General features: G+C 36.3%; 15 protein-coding genes. 11 read left to right on the top strand and 4 right to left on the bottom strand.

The window, feature by feature from the left end:
* Positions 1 to 20: 20 nt before the first annotated feature.
* The 8 genes from B9T31_RS03230 to B9T31_RS03190 all read left to right on the top strand — a co-directional run bounded on the left by B9T31_RS03230 (position 21) and on the right by B9T31_RS03190 (position 9,764).
* Positions 21 to 806 carry a 3-hydroxybutyrate dehydrogenase gene (locus B9T31_RS03230; protein ID WP_086180534.1) on the top strand — a complete coding sequence of 262 codons (786 nt, stop codon included), beginning with the start codon at positions 21 to 23 and terminating at the stop codon, positions 804 to 806.
* A gap of 1,025 nt (positions 807 to 1,831) precedes the next feature.
* The gene (locus tag B9T31_RS03220) at positions 1,832 to 3,094 is read left to right on the top strand and encodes an OprD family outer membrane porin (protein WP_086180532.1); all 1,263 of its coding nucleotides are present in this window, start codon (positions 1,832 to 1,834) and stop codon (positions 3,092 to 3,094) included.
* A 39-nt stretch (positions 3,095 to 3,133) separates the two neighbouring features.
* On the top strand, positions 3,134 to 4,276 hold the full coding sequence (locus B9T31_RS03215; protein ID WP_086180531.1) for an ABC transporter substrate-binding protein: 1,143 nt from the start codon (positions 3,134 to 3,136) through the stop codon (positions 4,274 to 4,276).
* Positions 4,277 to 4,376: 100 nt separating this feature from the next.
* The gene (locus B9T31_RS03210) at positions 4,377 to 5,414 is read left to right on the top strand and encodes a branched-chain amino acid ABC transporter permease (protein WP_086180530.1); all 1,038 of its coding nucleotides are present in this window, start codon (positions 4,377 to 4,379) and stop codon (positions 5,412 to 5,414) included.
* Complete coding sequence (locus B9T31_RS03205; protein WP_086180529.1) at positions 5,411 to 7,213, top strand: ABC transporter permease subunit; 1,803 nt, start codon at positions 5,411 to 5,413, stop codon at positions 7,211 to 7,213. The genes B9T31_RS03210 and B9T31_RS03205 overlap by 4 nt, the downstream gene beginning before the upstream one ends.
* Complete coding sequence (locus B9T31_RS03200) at positions 7,210 to 7,983, top strand: ABC transporter ATP-binding protein (RefSeq protein ID WP_086180528.1); 774 nt, start codon at positions 7,210 to 7,212, stop codon at positions 7,981 to 7,983. The genes B9T31_RS03205 and B9T31_RS03200 overlap by 4 nt, the downstream gene beginning before the upstream one ends.
* A gap of 24 nt (positions 7,984 to 8,007) precedes the next feature.
* Positions 8,008 to 9,000 (top strand): ketopantoate reductase family protein, encoded by a 993-nt coding sequence (locus tag B9T31_RS03195; protein WP_086180527.1) that lies wholly within the window; start codon positions 8,008 to 8,010, stop codon positions 8,998 to 9,000.
* A 20-nt stretch (positions 9,001 to 9,020) separates the two neighbouring features.
* A complete protein-coding gene (locus B9T31_RS03190) occupies positions 9,021 to 9,764 on the top strand; it encodes a class II aldolase/adducin family protein (RefSeq protein ID WP_086180526.1) in 744 nt (247 codons plus the stop codon).
* Between the two features lie 78 nt (positions 9,765 to 9,842).
* Here the strand turns inward: B9T31_RS03190 and B9T31_RS03185 are convergent, their stop codons facing one another.
* Entirely contained in the window at positions 9,843 to 10,736 is an 894-nt protein-coding gene (locus tag B9T31_RS03185; protein ID WP_086180525.1) for a LysR family transcriptional regulator, read from the bottom strand.
* Between the two features lie 361 nt (positions 10,737 to 11,097).
* Here B9T31_RS03185 and catC point away from each other — a divergent pair, with 361 nt between their 5' ends.
* Entirely contained in the window at positions 11,098 to 11,388 is a 291-nt protein-coding gene (catC, locus tag B9T31_RS03180; RefSeq protein WP_086180524.1) for a muconolactone Delta-isomerase, read from the top strand.
* 181 nt (positions 11,389 to 11,569) lie between these two features.
* On the opposite strand, the gene B9T31_RS03175 is transcribed toward catC, so the two are convergent.
* The 3 genes from B9T31_RS03175 to B9T31_RS03165 form a co-directional block, all read right to left on the bottom strand.
* Positions 11,570 to 13,282 (bottom strand): electron transfer flavoprotein-ubiquinone oxidoreductase, encoded by a 1,713-nt coding sequence (locus B9T31_RS03175; RefSeq protein ID WP_086180523.1) that lies wholly within the window; start codon positions 13,280 to 13,282, stop codon positions 11,570 to 11,572.
* A 109-nt stretch (positions 13,283 to 13,391) separates the two neighbouring features.
* Positions 13,392 to 14,630 carry an MFS transporter gene (locus B9T31_RS03170; protein ID WP_086180522.1) on the bottom strand — a complete coding sequence of 413 codons (1,239 nt, stop codon included), beginning with the start codon at positions 14,628 to 14,630 and terminating at the stop codon, positions 13,392 to 13,394.
* A gap of 67 nt (positions 14,631 to 14,697) precedes the next feature.
* Positions 14,698 to 15,852, bottom strand: coding sequence for an acyl-CoA dehydrogenase family protein (locus B9T31_RS03165; protein ID WP_086180521.1), 1,155 nt, complete (start codon positions 15,850 to 15,852; stop codon positions 14,698 to 14,700).
* Positions 15,853 to 16,156: 304 nt separating this feature from the next.
* Here B9T31_RS03165 and B9T31_RS03160 point away from each other — a divergent pair, with 304 nt between their 5' ends.
* Both B9T31_RS03160 and B9T31_RS03155 read left to right on the top strand, forming a co-directional pair.
* On the top strand, positions 16,157 to 16,936 hold the full coding sequence (locus B9T31_RS03160; RefSeq protein ID WP_086180520.1) for an enoyl-CoA hydratase: 780 nt from the start codon (positions 16,157 to 16,159) through the stop codon (positions 16,934 to 16,936).
* Positions 16,937 to 16,939: 3 nt separating this feature from the next.
* A complete protein-coding gene (locus B9T31_RS03155) occupies positions 16,940 to 18,457 on the top strand; it encodes a 3-hydroxyacyl-CoA dehydrogenase (RefSeq protein ID WP_086180519.1) in 1,518 nt (505 codons plus the stop codon).
* Positions 18,458 to 18,467: the final 10 nt, after the last annotated feature.

Raw genomic sequence — 18,467 nt, 5'->3', positions numbered from 1 at the left:
AATAAAACTTGGAGTAGAAAATGAGTTTAATGCTGAAAAATAAAGTTGCATTTATTACAGGCTCTGCCAGTGGAATTGGACTGGAAATGGCAAAAAAATTTGCACAAGAAGGTGCAAAAGTCATCATTTCAGATGTGAATGGTGAACGATGCATTGAAACGGTAAGTTTGCTTCAAAAGGAGGGATTTGAGGCATTGGCAGCTCCGTGCGATGTCACCAATGAACAGGCATTTAAAACAGCAATTGAGCTTGCACAACAAACCTATGGGCGTTTAGATATTTTAATTAATAATGCTGGATTTCAACATGTTGCCAAAATTGAAGATTTTCCAACAGAAATTTATAAAAAATTATTAGATGTCATGTTGGTTGGGGCTTTTGTGGGTATAAAGCATGTCTTACCAATCATGAAAGCACAAAAGTTTGGACGTATTATTAATATTGCTTCTATTAATGGTTTAATTGGTTTTGCAGGTAAAGCGGGGTATAACAGTGCAAAACATGGGGTGATTGGTTTAACTAAAGTAGCAGCACTTGAATGTGCTTTAGATGGCATCACCGTGAATGCTTTATGTCCTGGATATGTAGATACTCCCTTAGTTCGTGGACAGATTACGGATCTAGCAAAAACAAGAAATGTGAGTGAAAAAAGTGCTTTAGAAGATGTAATCTTAGCTATGGTTCCTCAAAAACGTTTACTCAGCGTAGAAGAAATTTCCGATTACGCTATTTTCTTAGCAAGTGAAAAGGCGGGTGGGGTAACAGGTCAAGCTGTGGTTATCGATGGTGGCTATACAGCACAATAGACCGAGTTATAAAAAATTGGCAGTGATCACTTGGGAGAGTAAATTCTATTTTATTCTCCGCATACTTTTATCAGTCATCGCTGATGAGCAATACTTGGTTTTAAATTTAGGAGGATATAAAACTTATTTATATCCTATTGATAGGATGACATTTAAATAAAGGGAGCAATCAATACAATTGCAATTGTTGGAACAGGATTGATTGGCGCAAGTTGGGCAGCATATTTTTGAATCAAGGTTTCAAAGTGAATGTTTTTGTTCCTAAATCCAGATGTTGAAGAAAAAGAGAAAAAATATACTTATTAGCTTTAATTGAATTTAATAATACGTAAAATAAGCATCATTTAATAGAAAATTTAAGTTTTTAGTCACTTAGTTAATGTTGTAAAAAATGCAAATTTTACTCAAAAATTTTTTAATTTTTGTTATATAAATTATCAAATAGTGAGAAAATTAAATATTTAATTGCATTTCATAATCAATCGTTTTATTTAAAAAAGATGTTTTATCTTAACTAATTTGAATGAGTTAAAATAATATTTTTATATTTAAATATAATCCGCATAAAGTATGAAATTAGCATGATAAGTATATTTTATTCCTTTAATCCCGACTTATTTTCACCTTAAATATGCAATATATTTGTATGTTCTTTAGTTCAATTATAGTCAAGATTTTTATAAAAGTTTAATTAATTTATTAAATAATACATTATAAATAATATCTATTATTCTCACTATGATAAAAAACATTAATAATTTATTGCATTACATTTTTTTATTGGTTAATAATTATCGACCTTTTACGTGATATTTATTTATTTTTTAAAAAGTATATAAATATACTTAAAATGAAGGTGAAAAATAAATGGAATTTTGAAATATTAAGATAAAGCCCATTTCAAGACATGTGATTAAGGTATTCAATCACAAGGGACACTATCTAGGTTTAGATTAAGCGCCAAGGTTTAGGTGCTCATATAGATAGAAAATAAATTTTTAGAAGACGGACATTCTATGGGAATAATGATGAAAAGTAATTCGATTAAAAAATATTCAATATGTTTTTTTGTCAGTTTATGCGGGACGAATTTTGCAACTGCGGGCTTTATGGATAATAGTGATACGAGTCTGTATTTACGAAATTTCTATATGGAGCGTGATTTTCAAGACTCACCAAATCCAAATATTGGAAGTTGGTCACAGGGAGTGACGGTGCGTTTTAAATCAGGCTATACCGATACGCCTATTCAAGTTGGATTAGATGCAGGCGTGCAATACGCATTAAGGTTATCTAACCATAATGATGAACGTCCCGATACCGTATTGCCATTTAATACGGCGAAAGGTAAACAAGATCGTGATTATACAAAAGTTGGTGCGACATTAAAATTAAAATATAAAGAATCTGAATTACGTTTGGGTGAGTTATTACCACGAACTCCAGTTGCATTTATTGATGATTCTCGCCAGTTAGTCACGACATATGAAGGGATCGCATTTGAAACAAAAGCAGTGAAAGATTTAAAAGTTTCTGCGGGTCGTATCATGCGAATTAATGCGCGTAACGATGATAGCTATGAGAAGTTAAGTTTATTTGTTGGACCAAATGTTCCACGTTACGAGAGTAATGGCTTAAATTATATTGGATTTGACTACAATTTTAAGCCTGATTTGAGTGGTTCTTATTGGTATGGCCAATTAGAAGATATTTATCAACAGCACTATTTAAACTTAGCATATACAGCAAATATTGGTGCCACTAAGCTGAAATTTGATGTGCGTTATTTTAATAACTCTGAATCAGGTGATGCGTATTACGGCAAAATTGATAGTGATAGCTTAGGTGGGCAAGTGACCTTTCTTAATGGTCCACACACATTAACCACTGGGGTGCAAAAAAATAGTGGAGATAGTACATTCCCGACATTTGCAGGGTATGCACCACAACCATTTTTACAAACATGGTCAACGCTTGGTTTTATTAAACCGAATGAATTAACATGGCATGCTTTATATTCTTATGATTTTAGAGATGTAGGCTTACCTGGACTTCGTGCAACTGCGCGTTACTTACATGGTTCTAAAATTTCGCGTCCAAACTTCAATGACAATACAGAAACTGAAACGAACTTCATTTTTAACTATTTAGTGCCAGAAGGTTTATTTAAAGGCTTGGGTTTTGAGTGGAGACATATTCGTACTACGACTAAATATGGTGTTGCAAATACATCAGGTACAGATTTTATCGAAAACCGCATTATTACAAGTTATACCTATAAGTTTTAATACGACCCATTCATATGGATTGTGAATTTGGAGATAAAGATGAAATTCAATAAAATAATATTAGCGACAACCTTAGCAATCGCAACAGGTGCAGCAAATGCAGAAATCAAGATTGGTGTTGTAACCTCATCATCGGGTCCTGTCGCGATGGTGGGAATTCCTCAAAAAAACACCATTGCATTATTACCGCAAAAAATTGGCAATGAAACTGTACGTTATATTTCACTTGATGATGCTAGTGATCCAACGGCATCTGTGAAAGCAGTTGAAAAGTTAATTAAAGAAAATAAAGTTGATGCCATTATTGGTCCTTCAGGCTCACCCAATGCGATGGCAGTGATTGGAACGATTGCAAATGCTCAAGTTCCATTGTTGGCTCCAGTTGGAACCTCCGCGATTGTGATGCCAATGAATGATCAACGTAAATGGGTATTTAAAACCACTCAAAACGATGAAGTCATTGCAGAAGCTTTAGTGAATGATATGGTCAAGCGTAAAGTTAAAACTTTAGGTTTTATTGGAACGGCTGATCCATATGGTGAAAACTGGCAAAAAGTTATTTCTGCTCTTGCACAAAAAAATGGAATTTCAATTGTCGCAAAAGAGTCTTTTCAACGCCAAGATACCTCACTTACAGGTCAGGCCTTGAAAGTGATAAGTAAGAAGCCAGATGCAGTCTTAATTGCTGCCCCAGGTAGTTCGGCTGTAACACCTCAAGTTGCATTATTTGATCGCGGTTATAAAGGTCAAATTTATCAAACACATGGTGCTGCATTAAATCAATTCTTAACATTAGGCGGGAAGAAAGTTGAAAATACAATTCTAGCTGCAAGTTTGATGTTGGTGATTGATGAGGTTCCAAATAGTCATCCATCAAAGCCGATCGCACAGAAATATCTCAATGACTATAAGGCAAAATATAATGAAGTTCCTGCAACATTTGGGGCAAATGTTTATGATGCAGGACTTTTATTACAAAAAGCAGTTCCTGTGGCATTAACCAAAGCCAAGCCAGGAACGCCTGAGTTTCGTATAGCGCTACGTGATGCACTAGAGAATACCAAAGAGCTTCCAGGTACACAGGGTGTTTATAATATGAATCGTACAGATCATAGTGGTTTTGACAAGCGCGGTCGCGAAATGATCATTGTGAAAAATGGTCAGTGGAAAATTCTAAAGTAAACATTCTCTGAAGATTTAAAAATTTACTATTTCTAAAATAAGCGGTGAGCAATCATCGCTTTAGGGTAGTTGTGTCTTTGGAAATAGTAAGGATGGCTATATGGATTTAAATATTGCATTAATACTCGGGCAAGATGGAATTACAAGTGGTGCAATTTATGCCTTATTAGCACTCTGTATTTTGTTGGTATTTACAGTTACACGAATTTTACTCATTCCACTCGGTGAGTTTACTGTGTTTGGTGCTTTAACTTTGGCATCTATTCAAGCAGGTGTTCCAAGTTTAATTGTTTGGCTTGTGCTCTCATTATATTTGATAAATACCGTATTAGATATTTACGCATTTTTAAAACATAAAACATATTTTAATAAAAAATTATGTGTTTTTAGTGGCATATATGTGTTTGCTTTAATTGTTGGTATGTATAAATTACCACTTGAAACGATGCCAATGCTATTACAAGTATTATTTACTCTCGCGGTAATTACGCCTCTTGGTCCTCAAATTTACCGTGCTTTCTTTCAACCTCTTGTTGCTGCAAAACCATTAGTGCTCCTGATTGTTTCTATTGCTGTGCATGTCGTATTGGTGGGCATTGGTCTACTGATGTTTGGGCCAAATGGCGCTCAAACGATTCCATTTAGTACTGCAACATTTGAGTTTGGTAGCTTAAGTGTGAGTAGCCAGACTTTAGTGATTCTTGCAACATTTGTTGGCATGATCATTATTCTTTGGTATTTCTTTGAAAAAACCTTATATGGCAAAGCATTACATGCAACTGCAGTCAATCGAGTAGGTGCACAACTAATGGGTATTTCTCCATTATTTGCTGGAAAAATCACTTTTGCGTTGGCGGCATTCATTGGCGCATTGTCAGGTATTTTAATTGCACCGATTACAACACTTTATTATGACTCGGGTTTTGTGATTAGTTTAAAAGGATTTGTTGGTGCAATTATTGGTGGATTAATCAGTTTTCCAGTTGCAGCAATTGGTTCGCTTGCGGTGGGTGTAATTGAAGCATTTTCAATGTTTTGGGCAAGTGATTATAAAGAAATAATTGTCTTCACATTAATTATTCCATTCTTACTTTGGAAGTCTTTGACATCTCGTCATATAGAGGAAGATGATGAATGAAATCTAAATATTTATTCTTATTTTTTATCATATTAATGGCTGTGAGTCCGCTATTTCTTCCCACTTATCAAGTCACATTATTAAATTATATTGGTTTAAATGCGCTAGTTGTACTTGGTTTGGTTTTACTCACAGGTGTTGGTGGGATGACCAGTTTTGGTCAGGCTGCATTGGTTGGTATTGGTGCTTATGCAACAGCATATTTGTGTGTTACAGAACAACTTCCGTCATATCTTGCTTGGGCAAGTGGAAGCACATGGTTAGGGCTTTTACTGGGTTTGATTATTACAGTTTTCTCAGCATTGATTGTGGGGAGTTTGACTTTAAAATTATCTGGGCATTATTTACCCTTAGGCACAATTGCTTGGGGCATTTCTCTATATTACTTCTTTTCAACTTTAGATGGTTTAGGTGGACATTCAGGAATTTCAAATATTCCAAGTATTTCTATTGCAGGCTATTTGCTTGATACCAATAATAAAATGTTTTACTTAATTTGGTTGATTTTATTTATTGCAATTATTTTAACGAAAAATTTACTCAATTCACGTGAAGGTCGTGCAATGCGTGCTTTAAAAGGCGGGCAAGTAATGGCTGAATCTATGGGAGTGAATACTTTTAGAACAAAACTGATTGTTTTTTTAATTTCCTCTATTTTCGCTTCAATCTCAGGCTGGCTATACGCACATACTCAAACCTTTATTAACCCGACACCATTTGGTTTACAAATGGGGATTGATTACTTATTTATGGCACTCCTTGGCGGTGTTGGAAGTATCTGGGGCGCGATTCTAGGTGCGGGTATTTTCACCATGATGCGTCAGTGGTTGCAAGATTTTCTTCCTCTGATTTTTGGTAGCGAAGGTCATTATGAAAGCATTGTATTTGGATTGGTGATTATTTTATTAATGCAAAGAGCACCATCTGGATTATGGCCTTTTATTTGCAAATTAATGCCTAAGTTTTTACAACCGACAGATCGACATATTCATATTTCCGAAGAGTCTCAACCTTTAACTGCATTATCATTGCCGAAAACTGGAACTTTAATTTTAGAAGTTAAAGATGTAACGAAAAAGTTTGGTGGTTTGGTTGCTAATAATCAAATGAATTTAAATATTCATGCAGGAGAGGTATTGGCTTTAATTGGGCCGAATGGTGCTGGAAAAAGTACCATGTTTAACCAAATTTCTGGTGTAGATGTACCTACAAGTGGCGATGTTATTTTTAAAGGGCAAAAAATAAATGGAATTCCCTCTCGTGAAATTGCTAAATTAGGTCTAAGCCGTACTTTCCAGCACGTTAAAATATTGCCAGAAATGACCGTTTTAGAAAATGTTGTCATTGGTGCACACTTACGTGGCCATCAAGGTGTGGTTTCTTCTATGCTACATTTAGATCGGAACGAAGAGAATCAGTTATTAAATGAAGCAAAAAATCAACTTGAGCGTGTGGGTTTAGGGGAGTATCTCTATACCGAAGCTGGTAGTTTAGCATTAGGACAACAACGAATTTTAGAAATCGCACGGGCACTTTGTGCAAGTCCTTCACTTTTATTATTAGATGAACCCGCAGCAGGATTGAGATTTAAAGAAAAGCAAGCCTTAGCTGATTTATTAAGTAAGCTAAGAGCAGAAGGAATGGCGGTACTTTTAGTTGAACATGATATGGATTTCGTCATGAATCTCGCAGATCGAATTGTGGTTATGGAATTCGGTGAAAAAATTGCGGAAGGCTTGCCAGATGAAATTCAGAAAAATGAAGCTGTTTTAGAAGCTTATCTTGGAGGTGTAGCATGACAATAATCAATACGAATGAGCAAGGGAAATCACTGCTAGAAGTTAAAAATTTAAGTGTTGCCTACGGAAAAGTTGAAGCTTTAATGAATTTCAATATGCGCGTCAATGAAGGACAAATAGTCTCCGTTGTCGGACCAAATGGTGCAGGAAAGACCACGCTCTTATCTGCGATTATGGGCGTATTAGGTTCTAAGGGTGATATTGAATTTGACGGACAGGTTGAACAATGTCCACCCATTGAAAAAATGGTAATTCGTGGTTTGGGCTTGGTTCCTGAAAAACGAGAATTATTTAGCTCAATGAATATTGAAGATAATTTAATGCTAGGCGCGTTTCAACGTTATCGACATGGTGATCGTACTTTAAACGATACACTTGAAGAAGTGTATAGCATCTTTCCAAGATTAAAAGAACGTAGAGCACAACAAGCAGGGACATTGTCTGGAGGCGAGCGCCAAATGTTAGCGGTTGGACGAGCATTAATGGCGAAACCAAAATTATTGATGCTTGATGAACCGAGTTTGGGGTTAGCACCTTTAATTACCAGAGAGATTTTTAAAGTAATCGATCAATTAAGAGGGCAAGGCGTTTCGATTTTATTGGTAGAACAGAATGCACGTGCTGCATTAAAGCTTGCAGATTATGCCTATGTTTTAGAAATGGGTGAACTTTCGATGGAAGGAAAGGGTGCTGATTTGGTTGAAGATCCTCGCATTATTGAAAGCTATTTAGGAACAAATAGTAAACATCAGGATGTCATGGCCATTTAATAATGCCACTTATGGGAGCAAATGATGTTACGCACACAAAAAATAGCTATATATGGTGCAGGTGCTATCGGTTGTACCTTAGCGGCACGTTTAATTCTTGCAGGGCATCAGCATGTGAGTCTTATTGCACGTGGTGAAAATGCTAAAGTATTGGCTCAAGATGGAATTTATCTCAAAGATTTATCAGGAGAATATCATGTTCAGCCTTTTCAAGTGGTTGAGTTTTCACATGAATTAGAGCCACAAGATTATATTTTTATTTGTACGAAATTTGATGCTTTAAAACATCTTACCCCCGAACTTGGTCAGCTACTACATGAAAATTCTTTAGTCATTCCATTAATGAATGGCATCCCTTTTTGGTATTTTTATCAAGGTCAATCGACTGAAGTTAAGAAAATTCATGCCTTAGACCCTGAAGGTGAGTTAATTCGCCATTTCCCATTAACGCATTTAATCGGTTCGGTGGTATTTATTACGGCAAAGCTTGAATCTTATGGACGAGTGATTTCTGAAAACCCTTATTTGTTAATTTTTGGAGAGCCCAATCATCAACTGTCTGAACGTGTAACGTGTTTGTTGGAGTTGTTTGAAGATACAACGATTGAGGTGAGAAAAACGGATTATATTCGCGATCAAATTTGGACAAAAGTGATGGCAAATTTAAGTTCTAATCCTTTATCCGTCATTACTGGCGCAACCCTAGAAGATATTTATTCACATCCAGATTTAGTTGATATTTCAAAACAAATGCTACAAGAAGTGCGACAAGTTGCAGCAAGTTATGGGGCAAGAATTAGTATTGATCCAGCAACTTTTTTAAAATTGGGCACTGAAATGGGGCAAACCTATACATCAATGTGGTATGACTATCAAAAAGGGCACGTTTTAGAATTACCGAATATTGCAAACGCTGTCATGGAGCTTGCTTCAACCTATGGTGAAACAATGCCGATGACGAAGCTTATCTGTCATTTAACACAATATTTAAATTTAAAAAATCATAAAGATGAATAATGCTGAAAAGGAGATCACGCATGGGAATCCATCAAAATAATATCACAGCCGAAGAGTGGGAAGTTCGGGTTAAGTTAGCACAGTGTTATCATTTGATTGATCATTTTGGTTGGACGGAAACTATTTTTAATCATATTTCTGCTCGATTACCTGGTACAGAACATTATTATTTAGTGAATCCTTTTGGTTTAAATTATTCTGAAGTGACTCCAGAAAATTTACTGAAAGTAGATTTGGATGGACATAAAATAGAAGCTTCTGAATACGATGCAAATCCAGCAGGCTTTGCTTTGCACAGTGCAGTACATGGTGCAAGAGATGATATTCGTTGCCTAATTCATACACACACCACGCCTATCAGTGCCATTACCCAGAAAAAAATAGGTTTTAAACACGACAATTTTTATGGAGCGCAACTCTTCGGACGTGTTGGTTATCATAGTTTTGAAGGAATTACATTATTTCAAGATGAAAAAGTCCGTATGTTAGAGAGCTTGGGTAATAAACATATTTTAGTACTCCGTAATCATGGTATTGCTGTGGGTGAAAGTAGTATTGAAAAAGCCTTCTTTTTACTTTGGACTGTACAACGCGCAGCAGAAATTCAATGTCAGGCAGATGCAATGGGCGGTGAAGATGTTCATTTAGCAGAAGGCATTCAGCAGAAATGTGCCGACTTAACGGCGATGTTAATTCGAGATAGTGGCTTTGCAATCAAGTTTTTCAATGCAATGGTACGTAAAATGCAAGAAAAGAGTAAGTGATTTTATACCCATTAAAATCAAGGATTAGACCATACAGCTGTATGCTTAGAGTTTAGTCCTTGCTCTTACATGAATATTTTAATATGAATGATTTTGAATGCAATCTAACATTTGTACAATATAATCATTGGTATCCATTGCTCGATATGACAATGAAATGGGACTATAAACATCCGCGTCAATAATTGGAATATAACGTAAATTTTTCATTCCAATTGCATTTGCACTTTTAGGAATAATACAAATACCTTCACCAGATGACACTAAACCTAACGCCATATGAATTTCACGAACTTCAATTAAATTACGCGGTATGAGGTTTAACTCTGAAAAAACATTTTGAATGAAGGTAGAAAAGTTAGGTTTTGGTAGATTCGGATAGATAAAAATAAGCTCATTGACCACTTGAGATAAGTATATTCCAGTATTTTCGTATTCTTTAAGTGGATGATCTTTATGAATGGTGAGCATGAGTTTTTCTTTTTCGAGTACCACTCTTTTAATTGAAGGATCACTAATTGCAAGTCGACCAAATCCAATGTCAATTTTTCCTGTTTTTAATGCTTCAACTTGATCTTTTGTTCCACATTCTACCAATTCAATATTTAAGTTATGATATTTTTTAATTTTTGATCTAAATAAGTTAATAATCTCAGGTAATTTCCAATAAAATAATGAAGCAACATAGCCTACTCTTACAATTGACTGTGTATTTTTAAAACGATCTACCATGGTGGTTGCATGTGCTGAAAGTGTTAAAATTTGCACAGCATATTGATAAAAGTATTCACCGACTTCAGTCGTTTTTATTGGTCGAGTCCCTCTTTCAAATAGGTTTACACCAAGCTCTTCTTCTAGACTTTTTATTTGGCGAGTCAGTGGTGGCTGTGCGATACATAGTTTTTCGGCAGCTTTTGTAATACTTTTTTCTTCAACAACGGAAATAAAATATTTCAAGTGTCTTAATTCCATGTAATTTTCTCCTATATATACTTTTTTAGTATTTTTAAATACTAAACATTCCCTATATTTAGCTAAATAATTCAACTAAGGTATGATTATAATAGTTTATAGCACAGTTTTGTTTATAAGCTATAAATCTATTGTCGAGTTGCTTTGCCAAATCTAATCAATGATTGAGAGATCATGTTGTTGTGATGCTGAGAAAAAATCAGCTTAAATAAACATGCAAAATTCTCGCCATATATTATTTTTCTGAATGAAAATCATAATATTAATATGGTCAGAATGAAGTGATAGGCACGTCAATGAAATGACAATTAACACTTAAGTGATGTTAATTGATTTATGATAGAAATAAATGGAGATACAGATGCTTTTTCACGTACGTATGGATGTTAATATTCCATTAGATATGCCTGTAGAGCGTGTTAATGAAATTAAAGCGATTGAGAAAGCTTATTCACAGAATTTACAAAACCAAGGTAAATGGCGTCATATTTGGCGTGTTACTGGACAATATTCAAATATCAGTATTTTTGATGTTGAAAGCAATGAAGAATTGCATAATATTTTACAGGGTTTACCGCTATATCCATATATGAAAATTGAAGTAATGGCTTTAAACCGTCATCCATCTTCAGTGCGTGATGATGATTCATAATTGATGTATGAATGTTAATTTGAAATATACTTTTAATCCTAGCTCCCGAAGGAGCTAGGATTACCTAAAAAATATAAATGAAGAGCTAAATTCAGCACGACATTTTTGGGTATATGAAGCTATGCTTCATTCAAACCACCTAAAATAAAAATGTTCGTAAAGATCGTGATTCTTTACTTAATTACATATTAGGATAGTTTGGTCCACCACCACCTTCCGGTGTTACCCATGTGATGTTCTGTGAAGGATCTTTGATGTCACAGGTTTTACAGTGAACACAGTTCGCAGCATTAATTTGGAAACGCTTGGAACCATCATCATTGTCCATAATTTCGTATACGCCAGCAGGGCAGTAACGCTGTGCAGGCTCATCCCATTTCGGTAAATTAACTTGCACTGGAATATTTGGGTCAGTTAATTTTAAATGCGCAGGTTGGTTTTCTTCATGTACTGTATTTGATACAAACACAGAAGATAAACGGTCAAAGGTGAGTTTGCCATCTGCTTTTGGATAGTTCGGTTTGAAGTTTGCAGTATCGACTGTTTTTAACGCGCTAAAGTCTTGTTGTAAATCATGCAAGGTAAATGGGACTTTAAAAATATTTTGATCGATAAAGTTAAATGCACCACCGATCCATTGACCGAACTTATGCATCGCAGGGCCAAAATTACGTGCGCTATATAACTCTTCTTTCAGCCAACTCTTGTTGAACTTATCAGTATACGCGGTGAGTTCTTTGGTGAAGTAGTCTTCACCTTCAGTGACACGTGCTACGGCTAAATCTCCACCTTTTTCTACACCTGCTGCAATCGCTTCAAATACTGCCTCACCACAAAGCATGCCAGACTTCATTGCTGTATGAGAGCCTTTGATTTTAGCGAAGTTTAAGAAACCAGCATCATCACCCACAAGACTTCCCCCTGGGAAAGTAAACTTAGGAAGAGAGTTAAAACCACCTTTAGTGACTGCACGTGCACCATAAGAAATACGTTTACCGCCCTCTAAATATTGTTTGATTAAAGGGTGTGTTTTCCAGCGCTGCATTTCCATAAATGGATACATATGTGGATTGGTATAGGATAAATCGACAATCATACCGAGCGTGACTTGGTTATTTTCAGCATGATATAACCACCATCCTCCAGAAGAACCTGTTTCATTTAAAGGCCAACCAGCACCATGCATAACTAAACCTGGTTGATGCTTGGCAGGGTCAATTTCCCAAAGTTCTTTAATACCGATGCCATAATGCTGAGGGTCAGCATCTTGATCCAAATTAAATTTATTGATGAGACGTTTGCCTAGATGTCCACGACAGCCTTCAGCGAAAATTGTGTATTTGGCATGTAATTCATAGCCTGGTGCAAAGTTATGGGTTGGTTCACCATCTTTCCCAATGCCCATATCCCCAGTTTGAATGCCTTTGACAGTCCCATCGTCATGATAAAGAATTTCGGCAGCAGCAAATCCTGGAAAAATAGAGACTTCAAGTTCTTCAGCTTTTTGACCTAACCAACGAACAACATTGCCTAAAGAGATGACATAGTTGCCGTCATTGTGCATGGTTTTAGGCACCATCCAATGTGGTGCTTCTTTATAGGTGGTTTCAGATAAGGTGAAATAGGTTCTATCTTCAACGACAGGAACATTTAATGGTGCACCTTCATCTTTCCAGTTAGGGAAGAGTTCATTGATGGCACGAGGTTCAAGAACAGCCCCAGAGAGAATATGCGCACCGACTTCGGAGCCTTTTTCAACCACACAAACGGAAAGATCATTTAAATTATTTTCAATAGCCAGTTGACGAATTTTGATCGCAGCAGAAAGACCCGCAGGTCCTGCACCGACGATGACAACGTCAAATTCCATAGATTCTCTAGAAAAATTTTCCATAATGTAAAACTTAATTTCGCTTGGCGGTATATTATCATTTTTTTATATCAGACAAAAGCATTCATGTCATTAAAAAAGCCTCCGAAGAGGCTTTTATATATATCGATCTTTAAGATTTCTGTGGATCATATAATTTTTCTTTGATGAATAGTGCAGGAATTACACCACAGATAAAATATGCTGCCCCCATCACTAAGAAACCTAGTCCTATTGAGCCACCACTTGCTAAATAGCCAATCGTTGCAGGAGCAATTGCTGCACCCAGACGACCGACATTATATGCGCCACCAATCGCAGTACCACGAACATTGGTTGCAAAGCTTTCAGTCATATAGGTTGCATTTACACCATATGGAATACCATAAAGGAAACCAAAAATAATGAGTAAATATAGAATATTATCTGGAGAGTTATAAAATACAATGAGTGGTAAGAAAATGGCTGTACCAATTGCACCAAATGCATAGGTAAAACGACGACCAAGTTTATCAGCCATGAAACCAGCTAAAACTTTACCTAAAATCATCGCAGTGTAGGTACCGACCATATACGCAGTCATTTCTTTGAATTTCATACCTAATTCACTTTCTAGGTATGTAGGCATCCAGTTATTTACCCCATAATAACCAAACTGTAGGAATCCAGCAGTTAATGCCCATAAGATGAACATATTACGGTTCTTCTTATCTTTAAAAATAAGCTTCCAAGTAGATTCAACTTTTTCTGTTTTTTCAACTTTCTTGAAACGATTTTCTTGCCAAACCGCAGGTTCTGGTACCATGTAATACATTAAAATAGCCATTCCTACAGGAATTGCAGCAACATAAAACAGCATACGCCAACCGTGGTCTGGAATTAACCAACCTGCAAGTAACGTAGCAACAATATAACCAACCGTCCATCCAGCTTGAAGTGTACCTAAAATGGTGGTGCGGTATTTTGTAGGAACATATTCTGCCATTAACGTGTTACAGGCAATATATAATGAACCTAAACCTAATGATGCAAAAAAGCGTAAAGTTCCGAACTCCCAAAATGAATTTGTGAATCCTAAACCACAGGTTAATATAGAAAACGTTAAAATTGAGATAACAACAATACGAACGCGGCCAAACTTGTCGCAAGCCCAACCACCACCAATTCCTCCAATCGCCATACCGGCTAGTGTGAAACTTCCAAGCATGCCCGCTTCTACAGGACTTAAACCGAATTCAGCTTTAATGCTGTTTAAGCTGTAGGAAAGGAGCATTAAATCTGCACCATCGACCAAGAGTGCAAGGAAGGCGAAAATGAAAGCAATCTTCCAAGTATGCGGCCCAATTTTCGACACAGTGTTTGTGATAGCCATAATCCATTACCTAATTAAAAAAGGGGTTGAATCTAAAAGGGAGCTGATTCAACCCCAAAGCGACTGTTTAATGTGTTGCTTCACGAATCATATTGCGGGCAATAATGACTTGTTGAATTTGAGTAGTACCTTCATACAAACGGAATAAACGAACATCGCGATAAAAACGTTCAATTGCATACTCACTGATATATCCAGCACCGCCATGAATTTGCACACCACGATCTGCGACACGACCACACATTTCAGTGGCAAACATTTTGGCGCAAGATGCTTCTGTACTGACATTTTGACCTTCATCGCGTCTACGAGCAGCATCTAAAACCATGCATCTTGCTGCATAAATTTCAGCCTTGGAATCGGCGAGCATACCTTGAATAAGTTGAAAGTTTGCAATGGGTTGCCCAAATTGTTTGCGTTCAATAGCATATTGCAGTGAATCATCTAGCATACGTGTCGCGGCACCAACACTAATGGCTGCAATATGAATACGACCTTTATCAAGCACTTTCATTGCTGTTTTAAAACCAACCCCTTCTACGCCACCAATTAATGCAGAAGCTGGAATGCGACAATTTTCAAAAATAACGTCAGAGGTATGAGCGCCTTTTTGTCCCATCTTTTTATCGCGTTTACCTAAAGAGATACCTGGTGTTTTACTATTTATAATAAAAGCGGAAATACCAGATGAACCTTTGATATCTGGGTTTGTACGAGCCATAACGGTAAACACGCCTGCATGAGGCGCATTTGTAATAAACCGTTTTGTTCCATTTAAAATGTAGTCATCACCATCTTTTACTGCGGTTGTTTTAAGCGATGCAGCATCAGAACCAGAATCTGGTTCTGTTAAGCAGAATGAACCAATAATTTCACCACGAGCTAGTTTTGGGAGAAAATATTGTTTTTGTTCTTCTGTTCCATCAATAATTAATCCAGCTGCCCCAATACCATTGTTTGTCCCAATAAATGATCGAAATGCTGGAGATGTGCGTCCTAATTCAAAAGCGATATAAACTTCTTCTTCCATGGTTAAGCCTAAACCATCATAAGCTTCAGGAATCGTTAAACCAAAAAGACCAAGTTCTCTCATTTGTTGAATAACGTCTTGTGGAATTTCATCTGTTTCAGCAACGATTTCTTCGTGAGGAATAAGTACTCCTTCGACAAATTGACGAATCATATCAACCAATTGGTCTAGGGTTTGTTGGTCACGAACCATGCTTTTACTCCATTTATAGAACAATTCGAACTTATCGTTTTTTTTACAAACGATGAAGTTCTCCATCTGATAAGTTAAGCGGATACTAATTAACTGCGAAACAAGAATCAATGGTTATGAAAATTTATTTTGCACAGCGGTATTTAATTTTTAATTTAAAAAAATATATAAATTATTGTTTTTTATTGTTAAATAGGTTGTTTTATTAATTACAATTATTTTTTGTAACTGAATTAATCAATTTACAAGATTGAAAAAAGATGTATATTGTGTTGTTTGTACCGCATTGCGAAATATATAGATTATGGAAAACACAGAAATTTTAAAACTAACGATTCAAGATGATGGTGTAGCAATTATTGAAATACACCGTCCAGAAGCACGAAATGCCTTAAATTTAGCATTGCGTCAAGCACTTGCAAAAGCATTTGAACAGTTAAATATAAATGATCAGGTTCGCTGTATTGTTTTGACAGGTGGTGAAAAGGTATTTGCAGCTGGTGCAGATGTTAAAGACTTTACCACGGCAACAACTGCACAAATGTATTTACGACATACAGAACAATATTGGCAAAGTATTACAGATTGTTCAAAACCAATTATTGCCGCAGTGAATGGCTATGCACTTGGCGGTGGCTGTGAACTGGCGATGCATGCCGATATTATTATTGCAGGGCAGTCTGCTAAATTTGGTCAACCTGAAGTAAAACTCGGCTTAATGCCAGGTGCAGGTGGTACGCAGCGATTATTACGTGCGATTGGGAAATTTAAAACCATGCATTTAGTGTTATCGGGTAAATTTATTGCTGCTGAAGAAGCCAATCAAATGGGATTGGTATCTGAAGTTGTTGCAGATGAAAATACCATTGCGCATGCACTTGAATTAGCTAAGACGATTGCAAGTTTTTCACCGATAGCCGTTCAGCAAATTAAAGAAGTGACTAATTTAGGACAGGATTTATCACTTGATGGTGCTTTAGCACTTGAGCGTAAAGCATTTCAAATTTTATTTGATACTAAAGATCAAAAAGAAGGTGTAAATGCATTTTTTGAAAAACGCACTGCAAATTACACAGGAGAATAAGACATGACAATTCAAAAAATGGCGCTTATTGGTACTGGCGTAATGGGAATGGGGATTGCCCAAATTGCAGCACAAGCAGGACTTGAAGTACGTTTATTTGATGCTAAAGCGGGTGCAGCAGAATTAGGTTTAAGTAAATTAAAAGCAACTTTAGAAAAATTACAACAAAAAGGTAAAATTACTGAACAACAATTCGCTGAGACACTTGCACGTTTCACTGTATTAGAAAATATTGAAGAAGTGGCAGGGGTTGATTTAGTTGTTGAAGCAATTATTGAAAATATAGAGATTAAGCAGCGTTTATTTACACAACTTGAAGGTATTGTTGCTACTGAAACAATTTTTGCTTCGAATACATCATCCTTATCCGTTACTGCAATTGCATCAATTTTAAAGCATCCAGAGCGTGTTGCTGGTTTTCATTTCTTTAATCCTGTCCCACTTATGAAAATTGTTGAAGTAATTGCAGGATTAGTTACTGAAGAACGTGTTGTTCAAGATTTACTAGAGCTTGCAAAACGAATGGGTCATTTCGGTGTTCGAACAAAAGATACACCAGGGTTTATCGTTAACCATGCAGGACGTGCATATAGTACAGAAGCATTAAAAGTACTTGGTGAGGGTGTTACATCTATTAGTGAAATAGATCGAATTTTACGTGAAGGTGCTGGCTTTCGTATGGGGCCGTTGGAATTATTTGATTTAACAGCACTCGATGTTTCACATCCTGTGATGGAGTCTATTTTTAATCAATATTATCAAGAAGATCGCTATCGCCCACATCCATTAACCCGTCAAATGTTAGCTGGAAAAAAAGTGGGTCGAAAAGTTGGAGAGGGCTTCTATAAATATGTAGATGGTAAAAAAATCAATGAATTGCCACGTCAAGCTGTGCCAGCGGTTACAAATTTTCAACCGATATGGATTCAAGCAGATCAAGAGCAAGATGCACAAATTTTGCGTGATTATTTAAATGAACAACAATTTACACTCGATACCGCAGAACATCCGCACTCAGAAAGTTTAATACTTTTAGCAACATATGGTGAAGATACAACAACGGCAGCACTACGTTTCGGTGTAGATGCAACACGATCAGTTAATATTGATATGTTGACAGATTTTAGTAAGCATCGGACGCTGATGCCTTCTATTGTCACTGACAAATCATACATTGATCAGGCACATGCTATTTTTGCAAAAAATGATCATGGTGTTTCTGTTATTGCAGAGAGTATCGGTTTTGTTTCACAGCGTGTTTTAGCAATGGTCATCAATTTAGCTTGTGACATTGCACAACAACAAATTGCAGCAGCTTCGGATATTGATCAAGCGGTGAAATTGGGTCTAGGTTATCCTCAAGGACCAATTTCATGGGGAGATTTACTCGGTAGTCAGCGCATATTACTTATTTTAGAACGAATCTATGCCAATACTGGAGATCAGCGTTATCGTCCAAGTCCTTGGTTATCACGTCGTGCACGTTTAAATCTTCCTCTGCTTCACATAGCTACTATTTAAGGAGTTTTTC

The organism is Acinetobacter sp. ANC 4558 (assembly GCF_002135375.1).
In the GTDB taxonomy this organism is placed as follows: domain Bacteria; phylum Pseudomonadota; class Gammaproteobacteria; order Pseudomonadales; family Moraxellaceae; genus Acinetobacter.
The sequence above is the reverse complement of the archived record's forward strand: the minus strand, read 5'-3'. Positions and strand labels throughout refer to the sequence as shown.